11 protein-coding genes are annotated in these 11,250 nt (G+C 45.3%); 7 read left to right on the forward strand and 4 right to left on the reverse strand.

Going from position 1 to position 11,250, the window contains the following annotated elements:
- Position 1 precedes the first annotated feature (1 nt).
- The 4 genes from JCM16456_RS16320 to JCM16456_RS16330 all read left to right on the forward strand — a co-directional run bounded on the left by JCM16456_RS16320 (position 2) and on the right by JCM16456_RS16330 (position 1,744).
- Positions 2-544 carry a response regulator gene (locus tag JCM16456_RS16320; RefSeq protein WP_068716467.1) on the forward strand — a complete coding sequence of 181 codons (543 nt, stop codon included), beginning with the start codon at positions 2-4 and terminating at the stop codon, positions 542-544.
- Positions 504-671 (forward strand): hypothetical protein, encoded by a 168-nt coding sequence (locus tag JCM16456_RS24495; protein ID WP_408068391.1) that lies wholly within the window; start codon positions 504-506, stop codon positions 669-671. Before JCM16456_RS16320 ends, JCM16456_RS24495 begins: the two co-directional genes overlap by 41 nt.
- Positions 672-930: 259 nt before the next feature.
- Positions 931-1,155, forward strand: a complete 225-nt coding sequence (locus JCM16456_RS16325) for a hypothetical protein (protein WP_068716469.1) — start codon at positions 931-933, stop codon at positions 1,153-1,155.
- A 178-nt stretch (positions 1,156-1,333) separates the two neighbouring features.
- Entirely contained in the window at positions 1,334-1,744 is a 411-nt protein-coding gene (locus tag JCM16456_RS16330; protein WP_156430575.1) for a hypothetical protein, read from the forward strand.
- A 68-nt stretch (positions 1,745-1,812) separates the two neighbouring features.
- On the opposite strand, the gene JCM16456_RS16335 is transcribed toward JCM16456_RS16330, so the two are convergent.
- On the reverse strand, positions 1,813-3,906 hold the full coding sequence (locus JCM16456_RS16335) for a TonB-dependent siderophore receptor (RefSeq protein ID WP_068716473.1): 2,094 nt from the start codon (positions 3,904-3,906) through the stop codon (positions 1,813-1,815).
- 227 nt (positions 3,907-4,133) lie between these two features.
- Between JCM16456_RS16335 and JCM16456_RS16340 the strand changes: the two genes are divergently transcribed.
- The gene (locus JCM16456_RS16340; RefSeq protein ID WP_331710540.1) at positions 4,134-4,856 is read left to right on the forward strand and encodes an AraC family transcriptional regulator; all 723 of its coding nucleotides are present in this window, start codon (positions 4,134-4,136) and stop codon (positions 4,854-4,856) included.
- A gap of 33 nt (positions 4,857-4,889) precedes the next feature.
- Here JCM16456_RS16340 and JCM16456_RS16345 read toward each other — a convergent pair whose 3' ends face one another.
- Positions 4,890-6,413, reverse strand: coding sequence for an alpha/beta hydrolase-fold protein (locus JCM16456_RS16345; protein ID WP_068716477.1), 1,524 nt, complete (start codon positions 6,411-6,413; stop codon positions 4,890-4,892).
- Between the two features lie 133 nt (positions 6,414-6,546).
- Here JCM16456_RS16345 and JCM16456_RS16350 point away from each other — a divergent pair, with 133 nt between their 5' ends.
- A complete protein-coding gene (locus JCM16456_RS16350) occupies positions 6,547-7,833 on the forward strand; it encodes an iron-containing alcohol dehydrogenase family protein (RefSeq protein ID WP_197655233.1) in 1,287 nt (428 codons plus the stop codon).
- A gap of 130 nt (positions 7,834-7,963) precedes the next feature.
- Here JCM16456_RS16350 and JCM16456_RS16355 read toward each other — a convergent pair whose 3' ends face one another.
- Both JCM16456_RS16355 and JCM16456_RS16360 read right to left on the reverse strand, forming a co-directional pair.
- Positions 7,964-8,584, reverse strand: coding sequence for a HutD/Ves family protein (locus tag JCM16456_RS16355; RefSeq protein WP_082712344.1), 621 nt, complete (start codon positions 8,582-8,584; stop codon positions 7,964-7,966).
- Positions 8,574-9,995: a formimidoylglutamate deiminase gene (locus JCM16456_RS16360; protein WP_068716483.1), complete on the reverse strand. Its 1,422-nt coding sequence runs from the start codon at positions 9,993-9,995 to the stop codon at positions 8,574-8,576. Before JCM16456_RS16360 ends, JCM16456_RS16355 begins: the two co-directional genes overlap by 11 nt.
- A gap of 157 nt (positions 9,996-10,152) precedes the next feature.
- On the opposite strand from JCM16456_RS16360, the gene hutC reads away from it, so the two are divergent.
- Positions 10,153-10,908: a histidine utilization repressor gene (gene hutC / locus JCM16456_RS16365; protein WP_068716486.1), complete on the forward strand. Its 756-nt coding sequence runs from the start codon at positions 10,153-10,155 to the stop codon at positions 10,906-10,908.
- The last annotated feature ends 342 nt before the right edge of the window (positions 10,909-11,250 follow it).

Genomic DNA, 11,250 nt, shown 5'->3' on the forward strand with positions numbered 1-11,250 from the left:
AATGATGACAACTATCTTGAAAAACACCGCTTGTGACGGATTTATGGCTCTTAACACTCTTAGTACGCAAGAGTTTGATGTCGTATTACTGGATGTTCAGCTTCCTGGGATGAGTGGTATTGAAGTCGCCCGTGAATTGAAAGAAAGCGGAGGGGTAAACCAGAATACACCTTTAATTGCATTAACGGCCAACGTCCAGCCATCAAATATAAATGAGTATCATCATGCAGGAATCCGCGCGGTTGTCTCGAAGCCACTGAAGATCAACAAATTATATCAGGCCATCGTTGAAGCTGTTAATTGTGATACAGACGAAACCTCATCACAAAACATTTCGATGATTGATAGGGCAGTGTTCGACAGCCATGAGAAACTTTTGGGTAAAAACAGAGCCACAAATCTCGGCATCATCTTTGCAAAAAGTATCGATAAAATTATCCCCAAAATTTTCACAGGGAATTCGAGGTCGCGATTATTACGAGATAAATCAGCAAGCTCACCGGTTGGCTGGGGACGCAGAATCTATCGGAGCTATACAGCTTAGTAAAGCATTAAGAGATATTGAGTTATTAGCATATAATCGTAACGACTGGTCAGCAATGGACACTAAACTTGAAGACATTAAAACTCTGGCTGAGCTTACAATCAATGAATTAGGGATAACAGTTTAGTTTCTGAATATACAACCCCCCTCGTTTATCAAGGGGGATAGTGAAATTGTAATCACCCCCTAAAATAGTGGCATACCATTTTAGAGTTCTTCTGCATAAACTGATCTAATCAGAGAGAACTCGCGATGAAGAAATCACGCTATACCGACACTGAACATTGTTAAACTGTGATCTTTTGCTATTCATATACCCGAATCCCTTGTTTTTTTTAACTGATTTTTAATATAAGGCCGACAAACGCATAAAAATAAGGCTTAAAATGAAAGGCGATTATTGTGGGTTAAATCAATTCAAACCCAATCAAAGAACGCTAGATGCAATCAATGATATGAATGGTATAACAGACATGTCAAAAGTATTAAGAGGTGTTTTGGTTACTGTTCCAGCATTTCAAATTTTTGTAGGTAAAGAAAGCTATTCTTGGTTTTCGCTTGCTAGAACAGCAAAAGATATCTACTCCTATGATTGGGAGCAGTTTCACTAAGCAATGAAAGCGGTAGATAAAGTAGAACGCGAGCAGTTGAATCGAATTGCAACAACAACAGCCATGTTTTCAAAAGGCGATGACTACAAGTATTGGAAGTGTGTAAAAAATGCATTGTAAGAGATTATTCATTACCAGTATTTGTTTGATAAGCACGAGTGTTTTTGCCAACACTTGGGTGGACGAGTTAAAGCATCAGGTCGAATTAACGCATCAGCAGTTCAACGGCGCGATTGAACGATGTAACAATCTAAGATTGTCATCACCTAAAAAGATAGAATCACCGTGGTTCGATACGCTTTCTTGGGAGAAAAAGTTTGCGGCCATTACGTATCTTTCATACATGGCCGATGAAAACTGTTATTCGCCAGAGCTAAATGCTTACAGCGCGGCACTCGTTAATTACGTTGCGGAAACTGGTGAGCGAGATCCGTTGGATAAACTCATTAAAGCAAGGCGAGTCTATCAGCCGACTGGGACTAAGCACTATTTTGATTCTATCGACATGTCGCAGTTGAAAACATTGGCTGAAAATTCAGAGCTAAGCAGGCCTTTTGACCCTGTCGCACTGTCTGATCTTTATCGCTAATGATGAAATAAAAACAAGCCCCAAGACAATCCATCTTGGGGCTTATTTTTTACACACTTCTCTTTGGTTTAGAAGCTGTAATTCAACGACACTTTCGCATTAAACGGTGCGCCGTAACGGACGGTGTTGGATGAGTTTAAATAGCTGTAATAGCTTTTATCAAACACGTTTTCCATGTTGACGCGCATCTTCAGATCTTTGGTTATTTGGTAACTTGCCATTAAATCCACGATGGAATAGGCAGATTGGCTAATGTCGTCTGTGGCATGGATTTCACTTTGCCAACGCACATCGGCACCGATAGTTAACTCTGGTAGCCAGTTCACTAACTGATAGTTGCTCGAAAGCTTCACTTGTTTACGGGCGTAGTTGGTGTTGACGTCCGCGCCATCACTGTCTTCGGCGGTAAATTGAGTCAGACCAAGGTTAATGTCCATGCCATCGACAGGTTTAGCGGCAATCTGAATTTCGATCCCTTTACTCACGGTTCCTTTCACTGCTTTTTGTGCGGTGTTGGTGGTATTGGGAATGGTGTAACCTGTGTCATCTTGGGCCAAGTTATCTTGCTCAATACGGAACAATGCACCCGATACGGTCACTTGCGAATTGAGATTTGATTTAACCCCAATTTCATAGGTTTCACCTTCCAACGGGTCAAGGAAATCGCCATTACGGTCTTGCTCGTTTTGTGGCTCATAAATGGTCGCATAGCTTACATACACACGGCTTTGCTCGGTGAAATCGTACAATAGACCGGCGTATGGCGTGATGATGCCGTTATCACCATAGTTTTGGTCGCCGTAGTTGTATCCTCTACGTTGCCAGTTGGCGATACGCGCCCCTAAAATCGCCTTGGTGTTGTCAGTTAAGCTCAAGCGTGTCGCGGTATAAAATGCCAACTGTTTAGTGGTGAAATCGTACTCTGTGGTCTTACTCTCTTGCCATTGCGGTTCTGCTGAATGGCCATTCCAAGTAAAGAAGTTATCAATCGAGCCGTAGGCAATTGGATTTAACGCATAGTATTGGTTGAAATCTTTAAGGTGGTTGTAGCTCACACCGAGCATCAACTCGTGTTGTCTATCTAACAGGGTATAGCCGCCGCTTAAATTGACGTTAAAGCTGTCTTGGGTGCTTTCACCTTCGTTGTTGTACGACCAAGTCGACAGCCCTGAACCATCTTTGGCTAGCGATCCAATATTGATATTGGTGAGCTTCGCTCTTTGACTGTATTGAGTATGGTTGTAGCTGGATTTGAGCTGCCAACCGTTGGAAAACTCATATTCATAATCCGCGAAAAGACTTAGGTGCTCGGTATTCCAATAGTTCCAATCCGCGGCTGCAGACGTTGAGCGAGAAAAATTCGTGGCTGACCCATCGGAATAGACGCCCGGTAAACCACCCCATGCCGCACCATCGCGGTCATCGGCTTGGTAGCTTGCGCCTAAGCGCACTAAGCTGCTGGCGGTAAGATCTTTTTCAACCACGGTGTAAATTACTTTGCGGTTGCTAGAATAACGGTCAACAAAAGAGTCGCCTTCAGCGTATTTCGCGACCACGCGTCCGCGCAAACTGCCGTCGTCATTCAAGGCATTACTGACATCCGCCGTTACGCCGCGTTGATCCCAACTGCCCGCCGAGACTTGTACATTACCAGTCAGCGTGGTGCTGTCGGCATGTTTTCTAACCAGGTTTATTGATGCAGAAGGGTTACCGACACCCGTGGTTAATCCGGTTGATCCGCGAACGACTTCAACACGCTCATAAATAGAGGTATCAATTTGTGTTTGGCCACTAAAACCTGCGGTATCACCCCAGCTGTAAGGCATGCCATCAACTTGATAGCTGGTAATGGCGAATCCGCGAGATTGGAACTGATTGCGCACGTCATCGGTTTTCAGTGAGCTAATCCCAATCACGTGGTCAAGCACATCATCTACCGAGGAGAGATCACGCTCTTCGAGAAAATTGGCGTCCAATACGGTGACTGATTGCGGCGTTTCCTCTGGGGCTAGCGCTAAGCCTGTCGAACTACTGACTTTCTGGGCCGCTGCTTGGCTACCCACAACAGTCATTGTTTCGACACTTTCTTGGGGATTCGCTTGGCTTAACATCGGTATGAAGGGCAGACTCAGCATAATTGGAGAGTAAGCGAAAAGTTTCACAATCAGTTTCCTTGTTTCATCAACGGGTTGGTTAGCAATGAATTCAGCTTGATTTCAAAAACTAGTGTGTTTAATCAGCGAGAAATCGCTCATGAGTCGATAACAGCTAACTAGATGCATATCGTTCTCATTATCGTTTTCAATGAAAAGCAATGTACATGATTATTGAGTGATATTATTATCCGCAAATTGACATTTAATACGGGTAATCGGCCATCATTATTAAAATTCACTCCCTCAATCGAGATCAGACCAAAGAAGGCCCGTGGCATGAACACGACTGGGGGCAGCTATATTGGGTAACCAACGGCATTATTAATGTCGAAACCAGTAAAGCTCAATGGGCGATTACGCCAGGTTCGGTGGGATGGACGCCTAAACATTGTGTCCATAAGGTGAAAATCTTCGCCGGGGTACAAGTGTATGTGTTGGATTTAGATTACTCGGATGCCGATGGTTTCCTGAATGAGCCGGGCGTGTTCGGTATGAGCGCTTTTCTTAACTCGTTGCTCGAGAAAGCGAGCGAGCTTGATGATGTCAGTTATCCCCCTGGCTATATCCAGCATTTCGCCGCTTTACTGAGTTATGAAATAGCGCGCTTGGAAGAACTGCCACTTGGTTTGCCATTACCTTCAGATCGCCGCGCGCGTAACATCGCCGACCAACTGATGAATAGTCCTGCCAGTGAACTTACTCAAGAACAACTAGCCAGTCATTGGGGCGTGAGCGTGCGAACATTAAGTCGCATTTTCACTAAACAAACAGGGCTTACTTTCAGTCAATGGCGGCAGCAATCTAAAGTTGTGAACTCTCTAAAATGGATTCAGGAAGGCCTGCCCATCAACGATGTTGCCGAGCGAAGTGGTTATACCAATGTGAGTGCTTTTATTGAAGCATTTCGCCAAAGGTTTGGTGAAACACCAGGTAAGTTTCAATCCAAAATTCTTTAAGGTTATTTCTCACTACCTGCGCTGACCAATGACTTAGCGACAGAAAAGTGCGGCCAGGCCATGAGCTAAAGTTACGCGCCAGTTAAAATAGTCGTGGCCACTGGCGACTTCTTCAAACGTGACGTGATAGCCTCGTTGTCTTAGCGTGTCGACTAAGGTTCGGTTGGTGTTGAGAATCTCGTAAGCTTTAGGCGTTATCTCAAATAGCCCGGCGTTCATATAGATCTCAATGGCGTGTTTTGGCATCTCTTTTACCAAATCGACAAACCAATGCTCAGACGGGTTCTGCGCGTGCGCATTGCTTTGCGGCGCCCACCAAAATGATCCCGATTGACACAGCACTTTGCCAAAGTGGTCGGGATGGGAAAACGCAATAAACATTGAGGCTAAACCGCCATAGCTAGAGCCCGATAGAATAGTGTCGCGCGCACTGGGGGCTATGCCTAATTTATTACATAACCAAGGTTTGAATTCGGTCGCCAAAAAATCAGTGTAAGCTTGATTGGGCGTGAGTTCTTGCGCACGCAAATCTGGGCTCGGTGTATCGATAAACACGGCTCGCATTGGCGGTATGGATCCTTCTGCGATGAGGTTATCTAAGATGGTTGGAATGGGAACTTTGGTTAAGTAATCACTGCCATCAAACAACATCAGTAATGGTGAGGTTGGGGTAAGGGCATAGCTACTGTGCGGTGTATAGACGCGAATCAGCCGCGAGTTACCCAATAATGAGCTTACATAGTCAAACTCTGCGATCTCGCCTTTCGGCACGTCCTTCTCATGTGCTATCTCATCGTTTGGCGCATCGGGTAGGCTCACTGTCGAAGCGCAGCCAAAGATGGATTCAGGATCGCCAAATATAGGCCGGCGATTAAGTGGATCCGTCGTCACCGATGAGAAGCATGCTAAGTACTGTTCGCTCCCATTTTCTTCGGTCAATTGCGCAACATTCACAGCTAAACGATAAGAAAAAAGGCTGCTGGTCGGCAAAATATAGCTCCTAAACCAAATCTGACTGCGAGGCATAGGCGTCAAATATGCCTGTCCATCATAAGGTGCTCCGAGCAGCAAAACGTTGGCAGTGGAAGTATTCCCCTGATAGACAAATGTTACCACAGTCTCTCCAGTATCATTTTGCTCTACCAGTGGTGAGCCTTGCTGACGCACTTTCTGCCAAAAATCAGCTTCAGCATTGGCATCGTTTTGTGCGATACGGTCGATCGTTTCTAAAAGTAACGGGCTAATAATCTCTTGCTGCGGACAAATGCGCTGGTCTGGTTTTAATTCCAGTAAGCGATAGTCGAATTCAATTTTGGTTGGCGTATCTTGCTGAGGAACAAAATGAAAATGGTAGTGATCAGGTTTGTCGGCAAACCAATACAGTTCAGCCTTGTTACTTTTAGTTTTCAGCAGATGACGAACAATGTTGCCTTGGCTATCGGTAATGTAAATGGCTTGCACATCCTTATCACAGCGAATAGAACCACGTAAATAACTGGGTTTATCGATGATTTCCGCCCATGTCGCAGGGGCTGTGATAGTGAGATTTTTCTGCATTGATACCGCCGAATGATCGTGAAAAAGGTGCAAGTCGGTGCGAGCTGTATTGCGCTGCTTAATCGGCGATTATCAGGAAAATGAGAATTGATGTCACGAATAAACTATGCAGCACGATGCCTGATTGTTTACTGTGACGAATAGAAAGCTCAATATTAATGAGTTTTGTCTACATGACTTTGTCGGTACAGAACTATTTTTCTATTTGACCTCTGCGCAGTCAGAGGTCGATGATAGTATGGTCCATCAAGGTAAAATCAAACGGATTTTGAAAAAAGAGAACAACATGAATTACAAATACCATATGCCAACCAAAGTGTTTTCTGGCAAAAATTGCATTGTTGCGAATAGCGATGTGTTTAAAACGTTCGGCTCCAAAGCGATGTTGGTCACTGGGCGCTCTTCCGCAAAGAAAAATGGCTCACAACACGATGTGATCACTGCTTTAGAACAACAAGGTATTGATTACGTTGTCTTTGATAAAGTAATGGCTAATCCAACGATTGAGTGTGCTTACGAAGGTGCTGAGTTTGCCAAAGCGAATCAGGTCGATTTAATTGTGGCGATTGGTGGTGGTTCGCCCATGGATGCCGCCAAAGCAATGGCTTTGTTGGCGAAGCAAGATATTCAGCCAGAAGACCTGTTTAATGGTCAATACGCAGAGGATGTATTGCCGATCATTGCCGTGCCGACGACGGCGGGGACAGGCTCAGAGGTCACCCAGTATTCGATTTTGACTAATAATCTGTTGGAAACCAAAACCAGCATTGCTGCCGACATCCTATTCCCCAAAGTAGCGTTTGTGGATGCGAAATACATGTTGGGATTGCCAGTTACCACAACCATTAATACGGCGGTTGATGCGCTATCTCACTCAGTGGAAGGAATGCTGAGTATTCGTTCCTCGCTGGTGTCGGATGCGTTAGCTAAAGAGAGTATTCGATATTTTGTGAAAGCCGCTCCAGCAATGTGTGATGCTGTTGGTTCAGGCGATGTGAGCCTGCTCAATGAAACGGTTAGACAGGATTTGATGCAGTGCGCCATGCTGGCGGGCATGGTGATCGCTCAGACAGGGACAACAGCGGTGCATGCGATGGGCTATTCCTTAACCTATTTCAAAGATATTGACCATGGTCGTGCGAATGGCTTGTTGCTTGCAGAGTACATGGCCGTGGTTCAAGAAAGTGAACCTCAGTTGGTGGCGGAGATTCTTGCAGCTCTTGGCATGAGTGAGTTGAGTGAATTTAAAGCGTTGTTGAGCAAACTGTTGGGTGAAGTGGAAGTGCTGACCAAAGACGACGTGGTTAAATTCAGTGCCAAAGCCGTTGCCGCCCCAGCAATCAAAGGTAACTGTAAAGTAAAACCCACAGAAGGCGAAGTAAATGCCATGTTTATGCAGGCTTTTAATTTGTCATTTTAGGTCGGCAGAGATTGGCGATTAATGTTTAGAGGCAAAAGATAAATGTTTGCCTCTATTTTTCTCTCTCAAATATTTTTTAAGTCCCCGCAATCGACAAATTAGCCTGTTTGGCAAGATAAATAGCAAAAAGTTAGTTGCTACATGATGAATAACAGCATTGTATTGCAACCCCTTGACCTTCTTGCAGTGACAATGTCACTGGCGTGGTTATCCGAACCGTTGACGTTGCTGTAACCTTAAGTGGGATTGGCTCTATCGTTGTGTTTAATGGGGTTATGAGTAACTTGCTCTCTTTTGTGGCGTAAAAACCATCAAATAACGTTTGGTCATTCTCGCTAAAATCCAGCGATAGCCCCGAGTTTAGCGCCTGAACATAGGAGATCACTTCCTCTTCTCTGACCATGATATTGAGATCTTGTATCTCGCCATGAGTGAGATGTGCTTCGGTTTTATCGGCGCCAGAAAAGCGCGCAATATCGAGTGAGTGGGATAAGTGATGACGGCTAATTTCACCCGACAATGAAGTATGAGTGAGCTGCATACCGTGGCCATTGATTAACACTAAGGTGCGGTGCATGCCACTAAAATCTGAGAACGCGCCATCTTCTACCACGGCAGCTTGGCTGAGACGAAACAGTACACCATTAGCATCTTCAATACGGGCGATTTCCAAGGTAACACCGAGGCCATTTTTCCATGGCATGCGAATGTATTGGTCTGGCGTGAGTAGCGTATAGGGACTATGCATCATAAATCACCTTCTTAATCACTTGGGTAAAGGCTGTGCGGCTCTCTGCATCGAGCGCGTGCTGGCCATTTTTTATCACCGCTTTTCCTGCAACATAGACATCTTTGACCATATTATCGTTACATGCAAATATCCACCGGTTGAACAGGTCTTGTGGTTGACTCGCATCAATAAACGGATGACTTTTATCTAGCACCATAAAATCGGCGCGGTTGCCGACCGCGATGCCCAATTTAACCGCACAGGATTGATTTCCGCCTTGTAAAGCCTGATTAAACAGATATTCGCCAACATTATTGGTGAGGTTTGGTGTTGCAGTAGAGGCAAAAGAGTTTTGCTTGGTGCGATAGAGACGGTTACGCTGCTGGTCGCGCAGACGCTGACCATATTCCAAGGTGCGCAGCTCATCAACAATCGATAAGCTCACATGGCTATCAGAACCGATCGCCCAGTGACCGTGATGCTTTTCATACTCAACGCCCGGGAAAATACCGTCTCCGAGATTAGCCTCGGTGGTGGGGCACAGGCCAGCAATCGCACCGCTGCTGGCAATGGCAGCGATCTCTTGTGGATTAAGATGTGTAGCATGGATAAGAGTCCAACGGTTATCAAGGCCGATGTGGTTATTGAGCCATTCGACAGGTCGTTCACCACTCCAGCTTAAACAGTCGTTAACCTCTTTTTGCTGCTCAGAAACATGAATGTGAATCGGGCGAGGTGCCTTGATGTGACCGAGTACCTCTTGAATTTGTTGTTCACTCACCGCACGCAACGAGTGAAAGCAAATTCCCAACCTATTCTTGGCGTCATCTTTAAAGTGAGCTTCTAACTGCTGGTGTAACCCAAGGTAAGAATCGGCGCTGTGAATAAAGCGAGCTTGCCCGCTATTGGCTGGCTGTGAGCCAAAACCAGAGTAGCTATAAAGCACGGGTAGCAGCGTTAACCCCATACCAGTGCGCTGCGCGGCATCAAGCAGTTGCAGAGACATTTCAGCAGGGTTGGCGTACGCCGCGCCGTTCGCTGCATGGTGCAAGTAATGAAATTCACCCACTTGAGTATAACCCGCTTTGAGCATCTCAATATAAAGCTGCGTGGCAATCACATTGGCTTGCTCTGGTGAGAGTTTACCAACGATCTTGTACATCAAGTCGCGCCAACTCCAAAAGCTGTCATCGGGACGCAGGCTGATTTCTGCCATACCTGCCATCACCCGTTGAAAGGCATGAGAGTGCACGTTGGCAAGCGTCGGTAGCAGCGGGCCTTTCACATGTAGCGCGTCGGCTGGTTTTGGGCTATTGGCTTGAACCGAGACAAACGTGCCTTGCTCAATCTCTAAAGTCACTTGTTGTTGCCAACGATCATCGATCCATGCGAGATCGGCAAAAACAGTGGTACGTGATTGATGAGCTGTCATTTTTCTTCCTTGCTAAAATGATTTCCTATTGACGTCAGCATAGCAGGGTCTAACATGTATAGACAAGTGGGTATGATGTCTATATCTGTTCCTGTTAAGGTGCTACGTTTTCCGTTATACTCAATTTTCTCTGATTTCTTTGGATACTCAATAACCTATGCCTGATTCAACTGCGAACATGATGGACCATTTATCAAAACTGATTGATGATTCACCTACGCCCATTTATGCCAAAGTGAAACAGGCTATTTGCCAGCAAATTGATAGTGGCGAGTGGCAACCTGATCAACGTGTTCCGTCGGAATTGGAAATGGTTAGAGCGTTAGGTGTTAGCCGTATGACGGTGAACCGCGCCCTGAGAGAATTAACGGCAGAAGGTGTGCTGATTCGCCAGCAAGGGGTAGGCACATTTGTTGCTCGTAAGAAAACCCATTCGGCCCTTTCTGAAGTCCATGCGATTGCTGATGAAATCGCCCAGCGTGGTCACATTCATAAAGCTAAGTTGATCGATATTTGTCAGGCTAAAGCATCGATGGAAGAGGCGATGGAGCTTGGTGTAAGAACAAATCATCGTATTTTCCGCGCAACGATTTTGCACTTTGAAAATGAGGCCCCAATTCAAATTGAATACCGCGTCGTCAATGCCGAATTAGCCCCTGACTATGATCAACAAGATTTCCAAAATAATGGGGCTTATACCTATTTAATGACCGTTGCTCCCATGACCGAAGGAGAGCATCTGGTGGAAGCGGTTAATGCCTCAGAAAAAGAGTGTGAGTTGCTGCAAATCTCAGCCTCTGAGCCGTGTTTGCAGATCAAACGTCGCACATGGTGTAAAGAGAACTTGGTGACCAATGCACGTCTGATTTCACCGGGTTCACGCTTCCAACTGTTTGGCCATTTTAAACAGTAAAGACATGCCGTTTATTGCCTATTTAACCCATTGATTGATCTTATTTTCCCCCTAAATCACCGTTCCTAATTATGCTCCAGTTTTACCCATCAGGCGGATGCTGATAAGCAGACCCTCTTTGCCAGGGATGGCAAAGAGGAGCCCCATGGATGGGTTTATGCGAGTCTGCGTTCAGCATTTGCCTGAATGACTTACATTTAAGAACGGTGATTTAGCATTTCGTAAAAGCACTTGAACTCTTCGCCCTTTGCTTATATTGTTTATTTAAGTTGTATATACATGTTAAGTCATTGCGGATGAAATGACTTCTCAATTTCGTGTTTGTGTTATGGAGAACGTAGG

The sequence above is a fragment of the Vibrio tritonius genome, assembly GCF_001547935.1.
GTDB classification, from domain to species: domain Bacteria; phylum Pseudomonadota; class Gammaproteobacteria; order Enterobacterales; family Vibrionaceae; genus Vibrio; species Vibrio tritonius.

What these genes read in the sequence shown, in the direction of transcription:
- JCM16456_RS16355 (WP_082712344.1), bottom strand. Translation starts at nt 8,584, where the DNA reads ATGATGCATAGTCCCTATACGCTACTCACGCCAGACCAATACATTCGC.
- JCM16456_RS16360 (WP_068716483.1), bottom strand. Translation starts at nt 9,995, where the DNA reads ATGACAGCTCATCAATCACGTACCACTGTTTTTGCCGATCTCGCATGG.
- JCM16456_RS16325 (WP_068716469.1), top strand. Translation starts at nt 931, where the DNA reads ATGAAAGGCGATTATTGTGGGTTAAATCAATTCAAACCCAATCAAAGA.
- hutC (WP_068716486.1), top strand. Translation starts at nt 10,153, where the DNA reads ATGCCTGATTCAACTGCGAACATGATGGACCATTTATCAAAACTGATT.
- JCM16456_RS16345 (WP_068716477.1), bottom strand. Translation starts at nt 6,413, where the DNA reads ATGCAGAAAAATCTCACTATCACAGCCCCTGCGACATGGGCGGAAATC.
- JCM16456_RS16320 (WP_068716467.1), top strand. Translation starts at nt 2, where the DNA reads ATGATGACAACTATCTTGAAAAACACCGCTTGTGACGGATTTATGGCT.